This window comes from Mucilaginibacter sp. PAMB04274 (genome assembly GCF_039634385.2).
In the GTDB taxonomy this organism is placed as follows: Bacteria; Bacteroidota; Bacteroidia; order Sphingobacteriales; family Sphingobacteriaceae; genus Mucilaginibacter.
The window spans coordinates 1,205,091-1,223,584 of sequence record NZ_CP155081.2 but is presented as its reverse complement, the minus strand read 5'-3'; the positions used below and the strand labels follow the sequence as shown (position 1 = coordinate 1,223,584).

At 43.6% G+C, this 18,494-nt stretch carries 16 protein-coding genes; 5 read left to right on the top strand and 11 right to left on the bottom strand.

Annotated features, from left to right (window positions below; translation table 11 throughout):
• Nucleotides 1-2: 2 nt before the first annotated feature.
• Together ABDD95_RS05065 and ABDD95_RS05060 are read right to left on the bottom strand one after the other, a co-directional pair.
• Nucleotides 3-1,658: a M28 family metallopeptidase gene (locus ABDD95_RS05065; protein WP_345950814.1), complete on the bottom strand. Its 1,656-nt coding sequence runs from the start codon at nt 1,656-1,658 to the stop codon at nt 3-5.
• Nucleotides 1,659-1,714: 56 nt separating this feature from the next.
• Entirely contained in the window at nt 1,715-2,164 is a 450-nt protein-coding gene (locus tag ABDD95_RS05060) for an SRPBCC family protein (RefSeq protein WP_345950813.1), read from the bottom strand.
• Nucleotides 2,165-2,295: 131 nt separating this feature from the next.
• Here ABDD95_RS05060 and ABDD95_RS05055 point away from each other — a divergent pair, with 131 nt between their 5' ends.
• Complete coding sequence (locus ABDD95_RS05055; protein WP_345950812.1) at nt 2,296-4,134, top strand: UbiD family decarboxylase; 1,839 nt, start codon at nt 2,296-2,298, stop codon at nt 4,132-4,134.
• A gap of 313 nt (nt 4,135-4,447) precedes the next feature.
• On the opposite strand, the gene ABDD95_RS05050 is transcribed toward ABDD95_RS05055, so the two are convergent.
• The 8 genes from ABDD95_RS05050 to ABDD95_RS05015 all read right to left on the bottom strand — a co-directional run bounded on the left by ABDD95_RS05050 (nt 4,448) and on the right by ABDD95_RS05015 (nt 13,186).
• Nucleotides 4,448-4,750, bottom strand: a complete 303-nt coding sequence (locus ABDD95_RS05050; protein ID WP_345950811.1) for a septum formation initiator family protein — start codon at nt 4,748-4,750, stop codon at nt 4,448-4,450.
• Nucleotides 4,751-4,818: 68 nt separating this feature from the next.
• Complete coding sequence (locus ABDD95_RS05045; RefSeq protein WP_345950810.1) at nt 4,819-6,120, bottom strand: DEAD/DEAH box helicase; 1,302 nt, start codon at nt 6,118-6,120, stop codon at nt 4,819-4,821.
• A gap of 167 nt (nt 6,121-6,287) precedes the next feature.
• Nucleotides 6,288-6,959 (bottom strand): carbonate dehydratase, encoded by a 672-nt coding sequence (gene can / locus ABDD95_RS05040; RefSeq protein ID WP_345950809.1) that lies wholly within the window; start codon nt 6,957-6,959, stop codon nt 6,288-6,290.
• Nucleotides 6,960-7,047: 88 nt separating this feature from the next.
• Entirely contained in the window at nt 7,048-8,508 is a 1,461-nt protein-coding gene (locus ABDD95_RS05035) for a TolC family protein (protein WP_345950808.1), read from the bottom strand.
• 21 nt (nt 8,509-8,529) lie between these two features.
• Entirely contained in the window at nt 8,530-9,909 is a 1,380-nt protein-coding gene (locus ABDD95_RS05030; protein ID WP_345950807.1) for a biotin/lipoyl-binding protein, read from the bottom strand.
• The gene (locus ABDD95_RS05025) at nt 9,902-10,906 is read right to left on the bottom strand and encodes an ABC transporter ATP-binding protein (protein ID WP_345950806.1); all 1,005 of its coding nucleotides are present in this window, start codon (nt 10,904-10,906) and stop codon (nt 9,902-9,904) included. The genes ABDD95_RS05030 and ABDD95_RS05025 overlap by 8 nt, the downstream gene beginning before the upstream one ends.
• Nucleotides 10,907-11,215: 309 nt before the next feature.
• Nucleotides 11,216-12,817, bottom strand: a complete 1,602-nt coding sequence (locus tag ABDD95_RS05020; protein ID WP_345950805.1) for a SulP family inorganic anion transporter — start codon at nt 12,815-12,817, stop codon at nt 11,216-11,218.
• Nucleotides 12,818-12,880: 63 nt separating this feature from the next.
• A complete protein-coding gene (locus ABDD95_RS05015; protein ID WP_345950804.1) occupies nt 12,881-13,186 on the bottom strand; it encodes a hypothetical protein in 306 nt (101 codons plus the stop codon).
• A 131-nt stretch (nt 13,187-13,317) separates the two neighbouring features.
• Here ABDD95_RS05015 and ABDD95_RS05010 point away from each other — a divergent pair, with 131 nt between their 5' ends.
• The 4 genes from ABDD95_RS05010 to ABDD95_RS04995 all read left to right on the top strand — a co-directional run bounded on the left by ABDD95_RS05010 (nt 13,318) and on the right by ABDD95_RS04995 (nt 16,916).
• Nucleotides 13,318-13,734 carry a GNAT family N-acetyltransferase gene (locus tag ABDD95_RS05010; RefSeq protein WP_345950803.1) on the top strand — a complete coding sequence of 139 codons (417 nt, stop codon included), beginning with the start codon at nt 13,318-13,320 and terminating at the stop codon, nt 13,732-13,734.
• A 201-nt stretch (nt 13,735-13,935) separates the two neighbouring features.
• Complete coding sequence (locus ABDD95_RS05005) at nt 13,936-15,054, top strand: M42 family metallopeptidase (RefSeq protein WP_345950802.1); 1,119 nt, start codon at nt 13,936-13,938, stop codon at nt 15,052-15,054.
• A 79-nt stretch (nt 15,055-15,133) separates the two neighbouring features.
• Nucleotides 15,134-16,030 carry a sugar phosphate nucleotidyltransferase gene (locus ABDD95_RS05000; protein WP_345950801.1) on the top strand — a complete coding sequence of 299 codons (897 nt, stop codon included), beginning with the start codon at nt 15,134-15,136 and terminating at the stop codon, nt 16,028-16,030.
• A gap of 160 nt (nt 16,031-16,190) precedes the next feature.
• Nucleotides 16,191-16,916, top strand: a complete 726-nt coding sequence (locus ABDD95_RS04995) for a C40 family peptidase (RefSeq protein ID WP_345950800.1) — start codon at nt 16,191-16,193, stop codon at nt 16,914-16,916.
• 9 nt (nt 16,917-16,925) lie between these two features.
• On the opposite strand, the gene ABDD95_RS04990 is transcribed toward ABDD95_RS04995, so the two are convergent.
• Nucleotides 16,926-18,407 (bottom strand): gluconokinase, encoded by a 1,482-nt coding sequence (locus ABDD95_RS04990; protein ID WP_345950799.1) that lies wholly within the window; start codon nt 18,405-18,407, stop codon nt 16,926-16,928.
• Nucleotides 18,408-18,494 lie beyond the last annotated feature (87 nt).

The following is an 18,494-nucleotide window of genomic DNA, read 5'->3' as shown; positions in this document are numbered from 1 at the left end:
TGTTACTTCCTGTATTTATCACGTATAGCTTTAAACTCCGAACCTGCTTTCCATTTAGGCCATAGCGTGGTGGAGTAAGCGAGTTTGTAACCCACGGCATAAAGCAATTGCAAATCCTGTATGGTTCCGCTTACATCCCAGGTGGTGGCATTGTATTCGTCTGATGGTTTGTGGTAGGTTTTGGCAGTAAAATCATCATGCAGCTGAGTGCCGGCTGCTTTGCCTTTGCCCACTAGATCTATACCGCTTTCGGTGTAAAGGGCAGGTATGCCAATCTTGGCAAAGTTAAAATGGTCAGACCTAAAGTACATGCCTTTAGACGGGTCAGATTCGGGTGCGATGTAACGGCCCTGCCCTTTGGCAACTTCCTTCAAGTAATCTTCCAGCTCTGACTGGCCAAAGCCTATCAATCCAATATCCTTGGTTTTGCCATACGGGTAAAACATATCCATATTAATATCGGCCACAGTTTTCTCTTTGGCGAAAACCGGGTTCTCGGCATACCAGGCAGATCCCCACAACCCCTGCTCCTCAGCCGTTACCGACAGAAACACGATACTACGGGCGGGCTTATTTTTGCTCCTTTTAAATACGCGGGCCAGTTCGAGCAAGGCAGCCGTGCCGCTGGCATTATCAACGGCACCGTTGTAGATGGTATCTCCTTTTGCGTTGGGCTTACCTATGCCCAGGTGATCCCAGTGGGCCGAGTAAATAATGCACTCATCCGGCTTTTTACTGCCCGGTATAGTGGCTATTACATTGTGCGATTTTTTGTAGGTGGCTGTTACGGCTAATGATGTATTCAAGGTGAGCGAAAGCGGCTTAGCCTTAAAACCTGGTTGCAGTGCACTTTCGAGCATTGCTTTGTAAGCCCTTTCTCCCCCAAATACTAACTTGGCAGCATCCATCGAGAGCCAGCCCTCAATAGCACACTTATATGTTTCATGGCCCCTGTTATCCAGATATAATTTGGTAGCCTTCCAGCTGTTTTGCACCACGCCGAAGCCATAAGCAGCTGGGCCAGTATCATGTATAATTAAGCAGCCTTTGGCGCCGTGCCGTGCAGCCTCGTCGTACTTGTAGGTCCAACGGCCGTAGTAAGTCATGGCTTTGCCTTTAAACTGTTTGGCATCATAGTAACCAGGGTCATTTACCAGCACTACTACAATTTTGTCTTTTACGTCAAGTCCGGCATAATCATCATGGTTATACTCAGGAGCTGTTATGCCGAAGCCGGCAAAAATCAGTTCCCCCTTAACGTCAATGTTACTTTCTGTCCGGCGTGTCCACAATACGTAGTCCCTCAGGCCTTGCAATTGATAGTCAGCATTCGGCACTCTATCCTGCTGCCCAAGGGTCATTGAGGGGTTAGGATTGCAGCTGATAGCGACCATGGGTACTTCCTGCACATAGCTGCCTTTGTTACCTGGCTGAAGACCCAATGCCTTAAACTGCTGCTCCAGGTAAGCTATAGTCTTGGTTTCGCCGGCACTGAAAGGCATGCGGCCCTGCAAATCATCCGCCGACAGCTCTTTTACATATTTAGTGTAAGTAGCAGCGCTGAATAACTTGTTACCGCTATTACTTTGCGCAACGGCAACTAATGAAGTGCTTAAAGCCAGCACACTGAAAACGGCCGATAATTTTTTGATAGACATAAAAAAAGCAGTGCACGAATAAATGCACTGCCCAATTTATCAAATTTAATTTAAGCTTACTTATTTAAATAGGCCTGTAAATCATTCAAGGCCTTTTCCCACCCTTCCTGGTGTGGGTTAATAGATTCTTCACTCTGAAAGTTTTCCTGCACCACTTTAATCCGGCTGCCTTCACCTTCCGATACGAACATAATGGAGAGCAAATGCTCGCTGGGTTTGAATTCGGCGGTTGGCACAGTCCAGTTCCAGCTGTATACTAGCTTTTCATTTTCTTTTACTTCTTTATAATCACCGGTTATGGTAAGCGAAGGTTGTTCATCTTTTCCCATAAACTCGTACTTAAACTGCCCACCTTCCTGAATATCGAGCTCCACATTTTGTAAATGATTTTCTGATGGATGCCACCACTGTTTCAAGTCTTCGGGAGTTACCCAAGCTTTATATAACACTTGCACAGGAACTTTGAAATCCATTTCTGCGCTTAATCTCAATGCCGTAGTTTCCATAAGGTTAATATTCTTTCTTTAACCACGTTTTAACATTCAAATAGTTTCATAAAAAGGTAAACCCTGTGGCTCTATAAACTTATTGCGCTGATATTTTAAGTAGTTTTGAACGTTTAAACTTCATCTGCAACATGGGATACCCAAGCTTACCAGCCTGCATAACCGACCTGGAAAAAAACGGTCATTTAATACGCATTAAAGAAGAGGTAGATCCTTATCTGCAAATGGCCGCTATTCACCTTCGGGTGTTTGAACATCAGGGACCAGCCATTTTATTCGAAAATGTAAAAGGCAGTAAGTTCCCCGCCGTATCTAACCTGTTTGGTACGCTTGATCGCTCACGCTTCATTTTTAGGGATACGCTGGAGAAAATCAAAACGCTGGTTGATTTAAAGACCGACCCGATAAAAGCAATTAGAAGGCCTTTTAGCTATGCCAATGTGGCACTCACTGCACTATCAGCCCTGCCCATGAAAACTGGCAAAAGCGCCCCTATCAATTTTGGTCGCACAGTAATAAGCGCCTTGCCTCAGGTGGTAAATTGGCCCATGGATGGTGGTCCTTTTGTAACCATGCCACAGGTATATACAGAGGATGCCGACAAACCAGGTATCCTGAATGCCAATTTAGGCATGTACCGCATACAGTTGGGCGGCAATGATTACATAACTGATAAAGAGATAGGCCTGCATTACCAATTGCATAGAGGCATTGGAGTGCATCAAACTAAGGCCAACGCTAAAGGGCAGCCGCTTAAGGTCAGCATATTTGTAGGTGGCCCGCCATCGCATCCGGTAGCGGCCGTTATGCCCTTACCCGAGGGGCTATCAGAAATGACATTTGCAGGTGCATTGGGAAACCGCAGGTTCAGGTACTTTTATGATGCTGAAGGCTTTTGTATATCGGCCGATGCTGACTTTGTAATTACAGGTACGGTGATGCCGCATGAAAACAAACCCGAGGGCCCCTTTGGCGATCATTTGGGTTACTATAGCTTAACTCATCCTTTCCCGTTAATGAGGGTGCATAACGTATACCATCGTAAGGATGCTGTATGGTCTTTTACGGTGGTAGGCCGCCCACCACAGGAAGATACCAGCTTTGGTGCGCTGATACATGAAATAACCGGCTCAGCCCTGCCATCAGAAATACCCGGACTACATGCCGTAAATGCTGTAGATGCCGCCGGTGTGCACCCCTTATTGTTTGCTATTGGCAGTGAGCGTTACACGCCTTACCTGAAAGAGCGCCGCCCGCAGGAGATACTTACCATTGCCAATCACATTTTGGGCAAGAATCAGCTGAGCCTGGCTAAGTACTTATTTATTGCAGCAAAGGAAGACAACCCGGATTTGAACATTAATGACATTACCGGCTTTTTGAAACATGTGCTTGAGCGTGTTGATTTAACCCGCGACCTTCACTTTTACACCCGGACCACCATTGATACGCTTGACTACAGCGGCAGCGGCCTCAACAGCGGCAGCAAGGTAGCCATAGCCGTAGCCGGCGAAAAGAAGCGTGAGTTGTGGACCGAGCTGCCTGCCGGTTTTAGCTTGCCACGACCATTTAATGTATTTAAAATGGCTATGCCTGGCGTATTGGCTATTGAAATTGACAAGCACTTGCACGAAGATGATGTAACAAATGCTTTAAGCATTTTAGATGATTATTTGAAAGATGAAAACCTTACAGGCCTGCCATTAATAGTGCTATGCGATAACGCTGGCTTTACCGCACAAAACATCAATAACCTGGTGTGGGTAACCTTTACCCGCAGTAACCCCTCACACGATATTTATGGTATTCGCAGTTTTACCGAGCATAAGCACTGGGGCTGCAACGGCCCGCTTATCATTAACGCCCGCATTAAGCCTCACCACGCACCCGTGTTAGAAAAGGACCCGGCTGTAGAAAAGTTAGTAGATAAGATGGCTCAAAAGGGCGGCAGCTTATATGGTATAATATAAGTGGGTATGATTAGTTAAAACAGCATTCTCTTTTAGGGACTAAATTTTATCCCACATTATTCTAATGAAGTAATTTATACTAATGCTGTTACTTTTCTGCTGTTCTTTCTTGCTGCTAACAGCCAAAGCTTTTATGTAAGTGATCTTACAAAGATGATAAGAGCTACCTTTGTAAATAATGTGCATCAAACAACTCTAATATATTCGCTAATGAATACGGAATATTTTATTCCCAGTTAGCCTGCCCCAAAATGTATTAAATCAAAAAAGGCACATCACTGTGCCTTTTTTGATTTTGTATAAAGTGAAAATATCAGTCTTCTTTCTTCTTCTCTTTTACGATCACAAAAACGTCTTCATTAGCGCGTTTCATCAAATACTTTTCACGGGCAAATTTCTCAAGCTTTTGCGGATTAGAGCTTAACTCATCAAGCTCCTTGGATACCTGAGCGGTCTCTTTAGTGTAAAAGTCGCGTTCCTGTTCCAGCTTGCTCAACTGTTGCCGTTGCTCATACTGGCTGTACAGATCGTTCTTATCAAAAAACAGCATCCATACCACAAATACTACAGTTACCAGGAAAAACTTGTTCTTAAACAAATCAATTGCCCGTTTCATATTAAAAGGTGATTTCAAATTCATTATAAATGTAAATCGAAAAATTGAACCCTACAACTATCTGACTGTTAATTTTTTGATGACGTATCAGCCCTGCTTCCGCCGCTACGGCTGTTACCGTTACTGTTCCCAAAACGGCGCTTGCCATTACGGTGATTGTTGGATGAACGGCCGCCTTGTCCAGGCTTTTCATTACTCATCTGCTCGCGAATGCGATCTACCGTGTTCATTTGTTTCATGGGATAAGGGTGCGCATCATTCACAGGGATGGTTTTGGCAATCAGCTTGTGAATGTCTTTCAGAAAATCTTTTTCCTCGTGATCGCAAAAAGAAAATGCAATACCACTGGCACCTGCCCTACCTGTACGGCCAATGCGGTGTACGTAGGTTTCGGGCACGTTGGGCAGTTCAAAATTAATCACGTGCGTTAATTCCTCCACGTCAATACCACGTGCTGCAATATCGGTAGCTACTAATACCCTTGTAGTACGGGCCTTAAAGTTACTCAACGCACGCTGCCGCGCATTTTGCGATTTATTGCCATGTATAGCCTCGGCTGTGATACCTACACGGCTCAAATCTTTTACAACTTTATCGGCACCGTGTTTGGTACGGGTAAATACCAGTACGCTTTGTATGCTTTTATCTTGCAGAATGTGATTAAGCAGGGCTTTTTTATCTCCTTTTTCTACAAAGAATACCTCCTGTTGTATGGTATCTGCAGTTGAAGATACCGGTGTAACCTCAACCTTTTCGGGCTTATTTAAAATCGTGTCGGCCAGTTGCTGTATCTCTTTAGGCATGGTAGCCGAAAAGAAAAGCGTTTGACGCTTGGCAGGCACCTTGGCAATGATTTTTTTAACATCGTGTACAAAGCCCATATCCAGCATACGGTCGGCTTCGTCCAATATCAAAAACTTGATATGATCAAGATGCACAAAGCGCTGGTTCATTAAATCCAGTAAACGGCCGGGCGTAGCCACCAATATGTCAATACCACGCCTTAAAGCATCTGTTTGCGGGTTTTGTGACACGCCGCCAAAAATAACCATGTGTTTTAAGCCGGTATGACGGCCATACGCTGCCAGGCTTTCATCAATCTGAATAGCAAGCTCGCGGGTTGGCGTTAATATTAAGGCTTTTATAGTTTTTTGTTCCTTATGCTGTGTACGTTCCTCGTGCAGTATTTGCAGCAAAGGGATGGAGAAAGCCGCTGTTTTACCGGTACCGGTTTGTGCACAGCCAAGCAAATCCTTTCGCTGTAATATAATAGGTATGGCTTGTTCCTGTATGGGGGTGGGTTGAGTATATCCTTCGGTTTTAAGCGCTTTAAGAATAGGCTCTATTAAATTTAAATCTTGAAATAACATGTAAAATGAATAACGTATATAAAGCTGTACAGACAGTACAGTATCATGATGAGTTTTAGCAATCCGGGATTAATTATAGTGGACTGATAACACAAAGATACGATAAATACGCCAATAAAAAAAGCAGGCCCATAAGGCCTGCTCTTCATGATGGTTGCTAACAGTTGTTAAACAAATTTGTAAACGTCACCCATTGCACTGCTGTCGCTCGCGCCCACTTTCAAGTCTTTTATCAAACCTGTATCCAAGGCATAAACCCAACCGTGAACATGCAGTTCCTGGCCTTTTGCCCAAGCGCCTTGTACTATAGTAGTTTTACAAAGGTTATTTACTCCTTCAATTACGTTGTATTCAACCATTTTATCGAACTTCTCCTTCGGATCAGTAATCTCGCTTAAATCAGTCGAATACTTGTTATAAACGTCTTTAATTACGCGCAACCAGTTATCAATCAGGCCAAACTGCTGGTTACCCATTGCAGCCTGCACGCCTCCACAACCGTAATGACCAACTACAATAACATGCTTAACTTTCAACACATTTACGGCATAATCAAGCACCGATAACAAGTTTAAATCGGTATGCACTACTACGTTGGCAATGTTACGGTGCACGAATATTTCACCCGGATTAGTGCGGGTAATACGGTCGGCAGGCACCCGGCTATCGGCACAGCCAATCCATAGTACCGGTGGCTTTTGCCCGTTTGCCAACTTTTGGAAAAACTGCGGGTCTTCCTGTAACGCCTCTTCTACAAACTTCTGGTTACCTTCCAGCAAACTTTCGTAAGTGATGTGACTGGTGTCATGAATACTTAAATGAATTGGTTGATTGTCCATGATATAAATTCAATTTGGTTTGTTATTAATATGTTATTAAGTAAAATACATTTTACAGGCACAGCAATATTTCCAGCCACATTAACAACTAAAGCATCTGGCGCGTTCCCGCCTTATAGTAAAGCTCGGCCAAGGTTTTCTGATAACCCGAGATCATACTTTCCAGTTTGATCCGCATATCAATTAATTTAGTTTCACGGCTGTTAATTAAAAAAAGCGTGCTCTCGCCAAGTTCAAACTTTTGGTTTTCACCCTGCAACAGTAAACTCTGGTTTTTAACGCTCTGCAATTGTACCGCTAATTGCGATTCATAGGCCTGCAAATCGTTATACGCTGTGCGGATATTATTGTTGATCTCGCGCCCGGATTGCTGCAGGTCGAAATCCAATTCCTGTTGCTTAATTTTCACCTCCCGGAGCTTACCTCTTTCGGCACGCAAAAATAACGGAAAAGAAAAATCAAGACCTATTTTATGGTTATTCCAATTAAAATCATAATAATCGGGTACATAACTATTCAGCGATCTGCGGCTGGATATCAGGGTTCCGCTAACATTAATCTTTGGTTTAAGCAACTCCTGCCGGTACGCCTGTTCAATGGCTAGCTGGCCTCGTTTTGAACGGAGCTTGACCAGCTCAGGGTGTTGTACGGCCGCCTGGGCCACCAGTGTATCCAAAACAACTTTATTTACATGCTGTACGTTCCCATCTAACACCTGTGGTACGGCATCTTGTGGCAGTTCCAGCGGATTACCTTGCTCATTCCACAAATGGTTAGATAGTATCAAACGGGCGTTGGCTAATTCAATCTTATTCTTTTCAAACTGAATGAGCCGCTCCTGTACCGTAACATAAGCCTCTACAGAATCAATGGGAGCCTTATCGCCAATTTGGGTTTGAGCGCTTACCGCTTTAAACCGTCGTTGCGCTAGTTCAACCCCTTCTTGGGTCAGCATTAATTGCCTGTATGCATAGTACCAGCTCCAATAATCTTTAGCTATGGCATACCACGTACTGTTTATCTGCTTCACCCTTTCGGCTTCCGCGTACTGTACCATTATTTTTGCCTGCCTTAAGGTACTGCGCCTGGCATCGATCAGGAGACCCTGGCCGAGCGGAATTGACAAGCCAACACCTGTTAAGCCCGACAGGCTGGTACGGGTTTCGGGGTTGGTATAATAACCTACGTTACGGTCATACCCTACTTTCAGGTCGGCACCGGCCAGCCAAAGCGGCACTTTAAGCTCGCTGTTCCAGTGGTTGTAATAATCGGTACCGCCAAAAAGCTTACGGCCAAAAGTAGCCTTTATGTTAGGATCAAAATATCCCAAAGATTGTAACACGTTTGCCCTTGCGGCATCTGTTAAAAGCGCAGCCTGCTTTATGATGGGATGGTACCTAAACGCCATCATTTGCAAATCATCAAGCGCAAATATTTTATTGGTATCAATAGTTTGCCTGTTTTGGGCACTAACTGCCATTGAATGTAGCAATAACAGCAGCGGCAGTAACAGAGCAATCATATGAGTTCTTACTTTCAGTATCTTCATATTCTCTTCTGTCAGATGCTACTAACTTTTCTTTTCTTTTTCTTTATCCTTGCTACCGGTATCAGGTTCCTTTTCCAGGCTGGGCGGGAAACCGTTAAGCTGCCGCCATATTTCATACCATACCGGTACCGAACGTAATATTACACGGCCGTACACGCCCGATCCCTGACGCAATTGCGGCGGCCAGGGCTCATCTTTGGTTGGAACCGGGTTAGCTTGCTTTATTAACAAGCGATACTTTCCACCCGAACTGCTAACCTTATCAATAGAAAAGACCTTGCCGGCAAACGTCCCTACCGCAACCGATGGCCAGCCCGAAAACTGGATTGATGGCCAGCCCTCAAATTGAAGCCTTACATCGCTGGTATCCAGTATAAGCGGAACATCCATTGCGCTTACATAAATTTCGGCAGCCACCTGTGGTGATTTAGGCTGCAGGGTGGCTATAGATTCGCCTTCCTTAATATTTTCGCCTAAACCTGCTTTTAAAGTTTTTACCACAAACCCGCTTTGCGGCGCCCGTACCACATACAAGTTACGCCTGATAGATATGTTGGCAATATCATTACGCAGTTTGGCAATCTCACCCTGCACACTGGCACGGCCAGATATGGCCGAACCCAGGTCAGACTGGGCTTTAGCCAGCGTTTCCTGATATTTGGCGCGGATATTATCCAGATCAATACGTGCGTTGATTAGATTTTGCTTGGAATTATTGAGCTTATTTTGCTGACTGATCACTTTAGCTTTATCTTCCTGAAGTTTGAGCCTTCTCGACTCAATATCAGTAAGCGAAAACAAACCGGTTTTGTAACCCGCTTCATAACGCTTAAGCCGTGCCTGGCTGATGTCGTAAAAATTTTGAACAGCCACTAAGTCAGCGCTGTCAATGTCAACATAGTTTTTAGCCTGCCTTACTTTATTTTCGGCCGCACTTAACTGAAAGCGTAAGCCGTTGGTTAGCGCCGCAATCTGCGCATTGCCTGCCTCTATTTTCTGAACTGCGGCTACTTCGCTTCCACGTTTAGCAGTTAGCTGCTCATTTAACCTTTCGGGCAATTCCGGATCAAAGTACGACTGGCTGGTTTCTGATAACACAAGTATAGTGTCACCTTTCTTTACTTCCTGTCCTTCGCTAACCGCCCAGCGCTCAATACGGCCCCCAATTTGGTTTTGCACCGTCTGCGGCCGGTCTTGCGGCCGCAAGGCTGTTACAGTACCCCTGCCGGGTATGGTTTGCCGCCAGGGCAACATTAAAATAATGATAAAGAGGATTAGTACGGCAATAAGTATGCGGCCCAGCAAACGCGCACCTTTGGCCGGCATTAATTTCTGAACCGATTTTTCGGATAGCTGCTCCCAGTTTTCCATTACCTCAGTAATATTCTGCTTTTTACTCATGGCTCAACTCTCCTTCCTGTAACTCTAAATCAGTTACTATAGCCAGCTTTTCACTACCGGTAACCATGTCAAATACAGTGTTCATATTGGTCATAAGCTTTTCTATCGCATAGCTAATCTGAACAACAATAACTTCTGCTGCCACGAACTGGCCAAATGACATTTCGCGCGTTACCACAAAGTAAGATCCCAGTAATAGCAGTCCACCCATGAGGATAGTGCGTATGGCAACCGCACTTACAAAAAAGCGTTTCAGGATAGCAAAGTGGTCGTTACGGGCTTGCAGGTAGTTGGCGGTAATTTCGTCAGTCGTTTCAACAACTTCCCGCCGCTTCTCAGCGCTGTTGCGGTAAGGGTCTAAATCGGCAGCTACTTCTTCAAGATAAGCAACAACCTCGTATTTATATTCAGATTCTTCCATACTGGTTTCAACACCCGACTTGAAATACAGCCATAGTATCAAGATAACAAACAGTATAACAAGGATACCAAATGCGATAAAAAACGGGTGATAAAAAGACAGTAGTATAGCACTAAAAAAGATCTGAACTGCAGCTGCAACAATTTCAACCAGCAACTTGGTTAACCCCTTTTGAATGGTGAGTATATCAAAAAATCGGTTTACCAATTCCGACGGATTCTCATCAGCCAACGCTTGTTTTTTAATGCGTGGCAGCCTATAGGCAAATTCAAGTGCAGTTTTGGCAAATATCTTTTGCTCAATTACTTCAACCAGTGATAACTGCCCGATGAGGAGCAACCCACCAATAATTATGCCCACCAGAATTACGGCTATGAGGAGGTAAGTAGAACTGTATAACGCGCCGTTTGATAACAAATTGAATACGGCAGTAGTACCTAAAGGCAATGTAAGGCCTATGAGGCCTATAAGCATTGCGTAAATAAATATGTAGTTAATGGTTGAACGCTCGTAGTGCAAAATACGCACAAGCCTTTGCCACGGTGTAAGTATTTCCTTGTGATGATGTTTCTTCATTATTAAAAATTGGAGAACAGTAATCCGGTTTTCGATTCTTTAAGTTTGGCTTTACCCACTTAACCAACCGTGCTGTTTGGGAACAAAGCGCTGTAACGACGTTAACGGCAAATGGTAAATGTTACAACTACTAAATGAGCTTCAACTAACACCGTTGCATGTTGGTAGAGCCGTGTACCCGGATGTACTTATTATTTTATTATTTGGATATAAGCAATAGTTTATGCTTTGTCATTCAAAATATTAGTTTCTGTGCTTGCTTTTCCAGGTAGATGAAAAGAGCGCTGACTTACCAAAGAGTTACAGTGATTATACTGGTTGTTTATACTTTAATTCCTTAAATGCAGGTACATCATACCTGTCTTTTATCTCATAAAGTTCTACTATGATGCCTTTGGTAAAGGCGTTGTGCTTATAATTATGAATGATCTCCAACACGTCAACATCAATATAACGTGAGTTGGAACCATCAATAACCACATGCGACTCGGCCGGCAGGCTGGTTAGCGTTACTTGTATAGCGGCTTTATTTAAAAAGGATACTTCTTCGGCCAGTTTGATACGAATTACCTCTTTGTCTTCCTTGCAATCAATTTGATAAAAGTAAGGGTTACGCAAATTGGTACGCAGTATATAGAATATACCTACCAGCATGCCTATCCCTACACCAATCAGCAAATCGGTTAGCAGTACGGCCACAATGGTAACCACAAAGGGGATGAACTGGCTCCATCCTTTGTGCCACATATGCTTAAATAAAGCTATACGAGCCAACTTGTAACCTGTTACCAGCAGTATAGCCGCTAAACACGATAGTGGTATCAAATTAATAAGCGTAGGTATAAACAGGAATGACAACAGCAACCAAAAGCCGTGTAAAACAGCGCTGGTTTTGGTACGTGCACCGGCATTTACGTTAGCTGATGAACGCACAATAACGGCAGTCATGGGCAAACCGCCTAAAAGGCCACTCACAATGTTGCCCGCACCCTGTGCTATCAACTCGCGGTTAGTGGGAGATATACGCTTTATAGGGTCGATCTTATCCACAGCTTCTAAACTGAGCAGTGTTTCCAAACTGGCTATTACAGCAATGGTAAAGGCAGTAATCCAAACTTGCTTATTGGTTATCTCCGAAAAATTAGGCGACTTGAACAAGGAGAGGACAGATCCAATACCATCCACAACGGGTATTTGTACAAACTGTTTATCGCGCAACGCAAAGCTGGTGCCGGCAAACAAAGTGCTTAGTAATACACCGGCCAGTACCACCAGCAGTGGCGCAGGTACAAGGGCTACCTTCTTAATTTTGGGCCAGTAAATCATCAATGCCAGCGATACCAGGCTGATGATCACAGCTCCATAATTAATTTTAGACACGGCACTCAATATACCCGAAAAGGTATTGTCCTTATCAACCTGCATAAAACCTTCATCACCTTCAAAATCTGCATCGTAACCTACTGCGTGCGGAAACTGTTTCAATATCAGTATTAAACCGATAGCCGCCAGCATACCTTCAATTACTGCAGAGGGAAAGTAATTACCTATTGTGCCGGCTTTAATTACACCCAGCAGTATTTGGAATACACCAGCTATCATTACACTTAGCAAAAAGGCCTCGTAAGAACCCAGTTTGCCAATTGCCGTTAACACAATAACCGTTAACCCAGCAGCAGGGCCTGCCACGCTCAGTTGTGAACCGCTGACCGTGCCAACTACTATACCGCCAATAATACCGGTTAACAAACCGGCAAAAAGCGGTGCACCCGATGCCAGGGCGATACCCAAACATAGCGGTAAAGCCACCAGGAAAACGACAATACTTGCCGGAATATCCTTCTTTAAATTTTTAGACAAGAAATATTTTTGCAGATGCAAGCCACCTGCAGCCGACCCTTGTTGCGCCATGACAATTATTGAAAAGCCTTATTAAATAAAGTACTATTACAAAGTAAACTAAGCCTGTAGGGCTTACGCTATTTTGCAGTCGGGAGGCGGTGTGGGTACCGAAGAGTGGTAAATTTGCTGATAAAGGCAGAGCTCGGGGTTGAGCGTTGTTAACGTGTTAATGATTAATGGCTCATGCACTATTTGAAAGGCGTACATGCAGTCTTCATCAAAAAACTTTTTTTCTTTGCTGCCTTCCTTATCAGGATCGTCTTTTTCGTTTTTACTTTCCTGTTCAAGCTGCATAATTACAGCACTAACAGTTTTGTTATTAAGCGATAAAAACGCAGGAGCTATAGATATGATCAACTTTGTAAGAAAGATGGTCATAAACAGCAAGCAAACAAAAACTTTGTTAGTCCTGATTTTCATCAACTGCAATTATAGCTTTTTTTTGTCATAAAAATATTGCGATTTCCCTATAATTACAAAACCGTAACAATTGTTTAACCAAATTAAAATTGGATAATTTACATATAGAGCAAATAAGGCCAGAGTTAACCTGGAGGCTACGTCGTGGTGCTTTATATCCTGAAGCGCCCCTGCATACCATGGAGATGGACGAAGATGATTACGGCGTGCACTTTGGCGCTTTTTACCCGGATAAACTGGTTGGTGTGGTATCGCTTTTTCAAGATGGCACCGATTTCCAGTTTCGCAAGTTTGCGGTAGACCCACAACTACAGAATCAGGGCATTGGTTTGCAGCTGCTACAATACATCAGCCATTTTGCATTGGCCCAGGCTGGTGAACGCATTTGGTGCAATGCCCGTCTATCGGCTACAGGCTTTTATTCCAGAGCGGGCTTTGTCCAAACAGGCTATCCTTTTAATAAGAACGGCATCGAATATGTGGTAATGGAAAAACCGCTTATATAAAAAGAACCGGTTTGTCTCCACAAACCGGTTCCAGAAAACTATTAACTCCTGAAATTTTACTCATCACAAAACAACAGGTTACCTATTAAGTTTATATTAAACTACAAACAAATTTGAGCTTTCGTGGTACTACAAGTCCGGCAAACTCAATGTCAGCAGCTTTATTATATTTGCTACCTGATAAACAAGTAAATACACATTATGTCTGAACAAGAAAACGATAATAAGCCTCAGCATGTAGCTGTTGTAAACGATACTTCCCTTTCATTTTTTGAGAAATATATAAACAACCCCTCGCCTACCGGCTTTGAGTGGAAAGGCCAGTTACTTTGGCTCGAATACCTGAAACCGTACATAGATACTTACTATGTAGATAACTACGGCACTGCTGTAGGTATCATTAACCCTGAAGCTGAATACAAAGTGGTAATTGAAGCACATGCCGATGAAATATCATGGTTTGTGAATTACATTACCAGCGATGGCTTGATTTACGTTATACGCAACGGCGGCTCCGACCACCAGATAGCGCCATCGAAACGGGTTAACATACATACTGACAAAGGCGTTGTAAAAGCTGTTTTTGGCTGGCCTGCTATACACACCCGCCAGGGCGGCGACAAAGAAGAAGCGCCCACGTTGAAAAACATATTCCTGGATTGCGGCTGCACTTCTAAGGAAGAGGTTGAAGCTATGGGTATACATGTAGGTTGTGTTATAACTTATGAGGATGAGTTCTCGGTATTAAACAACCGCTACTACATGGGGCGTGCGCTGGATAACCGCGCTGGCGGCTTTATGATAGCTGAGGTAGCTCGCCTGTTGAAAGAAAATAACAAGACGCTACCCTTTGGTCTGTATATTGTAAATGCCGTGCAGGAAGAAATAGGCTTACGTGGTGCCGAAATGATTGCTCACAAAATTAAACCGCACGTAGCCATTGTAACCGATGTTACCCACGATACACAAACGCCAATGATTAACAAGATCACGCAGGGCGATCTGGCTTGTGGCCGCGGCCCGGTTATTTCTTATGCACCGGCTGTGCAAAACAACCTGAACAAGCTATTAATCGAGTCGGCTCAAAAAGCAGACATCCCATTTCAGCGCCAGGCGTCATCACGTTCAACCGGTACAGATACGGATGCTTTTGCATACTCAAATGACGGTGTGCCTTCAGCGCTTATTTCGTTGCCTTTGCGTTACATGCATACAACAGTCGAAATGATACATAAAGAAGACGTAGACAACGTAATACGCCTCATTTATGAAACTTTATTAAATATTGAAGCCGGACAGGATTTCAGATATATTAAATAATTGTTATCCTTGTTCTAACTATAAACTTTAATTCACTTAAGTAAGCCTGTAAAGCTTATATTTATATTTTACAAACACTATGAAACCAACGTTATTAATATTGGCCGCAGGTATGGCCAGCCGTTATGGCAGCATGAAACAGGTTGATGGATTTGGCCCTAATGGCGAAACCATTATTGACTACTCTATTTATGACGCTATTAAAGCTGGCTTCGGTAAAGTGAGCTTTATCATCCGCGAGGAGTTTTTAGATTCATTCAAAGCCATATTTGAGCCAAAGCTTGCCGGCCGTATCGAGACTGATTATGTGTTTCAGAGTTATGATTTAACCCAGTTTGGCATCGATAAAACCATTGAGCGCGCCAAACCATGGGGTACTGCCCATGCTGTATTGGCTGCACGCAACCAGGTACACGAACCTTTTTGTGTTATTAACGCCGATGATTTTTATGGCTACGAGGCTTTTGAAAAAATGGCCCAGTTTTTAACCACTGAAGTTGCCGATGACAATTACTCGCTGATGGGTTACCAGATTGACAGAACTTTGTCTGACTATGGTTCCGTATCTCGCGGTGTTTGTAAAGTAGAAGACGGTTACATGGTTGAAATTAACGAACGTACCGAAGTTTACTTTAAAGATGGTGACGTATTTTACAAAGATGCAACAGGCGAGCATCCGCTACCTAATGATACCCGCGTATCGATGAACTTTTGGGGCTTTACACCGGCTGTATTTAAACAAAGCGAAGAAATGTTTAAGCGCTTTGTTGACGCTAATGAAAACAACCCTAAAGCCGAATTTTTCATCCCGCTGGTGGCTGATGAATTGATTAAGTCGGGCACTGCACAGTTTAAAGTTATCCCTACCGGTAACAAATGGTTTGGCGTTACTTATAAAGAAGATAAGCCAATTGTACAGGAAAGCATTTCTGAATTGGTTAAAAACGGTACTTACCCGGAGAAACTTTGGTCGTAATTACCTTTTTGATATTAAACAAAAAAGTCCTGCCATTTGCGCAGGACTTTTTTGTTTAACCCATGCGATGGTGTAACATTCTGAACCCTGTTAACGTCTGATAGATTAACCAACGGAAACTCAACCTTCTCCTTTGGTGCCTTACACAATTTTTCAGACCATGACCTTAAACTTTAAGTGCGTTATTGCGCTGTTATTACTCATCACTTTATCTGACACACAGGGCAGCGCACAAGGCTTATTCGGAAAACTAACTCAGAAAGCCAAACAAATAGGCGAAAGAGTATTAGACAAAGCAGTGGATGATGCTCTGAAAGGCAAGAAACAGCCAGAAACCAAATCGCCCACTACCAGTACCGGAGGAGAGAATGGTCCATCAGAGCCGGATAACACCGCCATTAGGGATACACCAGCGCCACTAGTTAATGATATGATTACAACCGACACGCTGATTACCAATACAGATACGGTATACCATTTTAACACATCAACCCTAACACCCAAAGATTTTGTAGCCTATGCCTTAACGCTAAAAGGCACGCCCTATGTATATGGCTCCACCAATCCGGCTTACGGGTTGGATTGCTCGGGCTTTATTACCCATGTATTTAATCACTTCAATATACAGGTACCCCGGCGTACATTCGATTTTAAAAATGCAGAAAAGAAGGTATCTATCACTGAAGCCCGCCCGGGCGATATTTTACTGTTTACCGGTGCCGATGCCAGCAGCAGATTACCGGGCCACATGGGTATTATAACCGCTAAGGGGAAAGATATACAGTTTGTGCACGCCTCATCGGGCCAGGCTAATGGCGTAACTACATCAATGCTGAGTTATGACTATTTTAAATCGCGGTTGGTTGCCGTTGTTAGAGTTTTCTAAACAATCAACTTATTCAAAGCCATGCATCGACTCCTTTAAATCCTGGTAAACCTTGCGGAACTTGGAGAACGCCCGTAAATAGACGTCGTGGTTTTGCGGTATACAGTCGGTAATAATGGTTTCATCAGTAGTTGGAATGGTTTTGCCCGGAAACAGCGCACCCAGCGTAAGCAGTATGGCACCAATGGTAGAGGCATCCTCCTGTTGTATTACGCTTAACTTTTTACCGGTAATATCGGCAAGGGTTTGCACCCAGGTCTTTGAATTTACAAAGCCACCGCTAATGTTTAAGCGTTCAATAGTAATATTTGCCGTGCTTTCTAACGTCACAATAACATCGTTAAGCGCATAACAAATACCTTCCAGAGCCGCCCTTAAGAAGTGGTTTTGCGTATGCTGAGGCTTTACATTTAGGAATGCCCCGCTGCTTTGCGAATCCCAAATCGGTGCACGGTCGCCATACAGGTAAGGCAAAAACAGTAATCCATCGCTGCCGGCAGGTACCTCATCTATAGCTGCAAAAAGTAAATGATAACTATCTTCTTTAATGTCTTTCAGGTTCAAAAAATTACGAATCAGCCAGTCAACAGCTATACCACCATTATTTACCGCTCCGCCACATACATAAGTATTCTCGTTAAGCAGGTAGTTAAACGTCATGGCCTTAAAATTATAGATGGGTGTTTTGCTGGTAATACGTACCGCGCCACTGGTGCCAATAGTTAAGGCTGCAGTGATAGTATCGTTTATTTGGCTACCCAAATTAGCACAACAACCATCGCTTGCGCCTATTACAACAGGCGTTGATGCAGGTATGCTTAAAAGCGCTGCAGTTTGCTCATCTATATCTCTGCGGGTGTAGTTTGTATTAACCGGCTCAGATAATTGTGCCGGGGTTACACCTGCCAAGTTGCAGGCTTCTGTACTCCAGGTAAGGCTTTTAATATCAAACAAACCCGTGGCCGAGGCAATAGAGTAATCTACCTCAAAGTGGTTAAATAGTTTATACCATATATATTCTTTAATGGAAATGAACTTAGCCGTTTTTTTAACCAATTCATTATCGTTTTCCCGCAGCCATATCAGCTTACACAACGGCGACATGGGATGAATAGGTGTACCGGTTTGCCGGTATAATTCTTCTGCCTGGGCAGACTCCCTGATGTTTTTAGCTATCGCCTCGCTCCGGGTATCGGCCCAGGTAATCATAGGGTGTAACGCTTTGCCTCCTTCATCAACAGCTATTAGGCTGTGCATGGCACTGCTAAAGCCCATACCTTCCGGCTGATAGTTGAGCTGCTTTACCACATCGTTAACGCAGCTAACAAAAGCCTGCCATATCATTTCAGGATCCTGCTCACTATAGCCCTGCTGTGGGCTGCTTATATCATAATGATGCTGCGCAGAAGCCAGTACTGCACCATCAAAACTAAGGGCAACGGCTTTAGTACTGCCAGTACCTATATCAATCCCTAACAAATATGGTAACATGTGAAACTATTAACAGATCGAACTTTATTCTTTGAAACACTTACATCTCAATAATATTAAAAGTTCTTTTTATCACCTAAACGATGC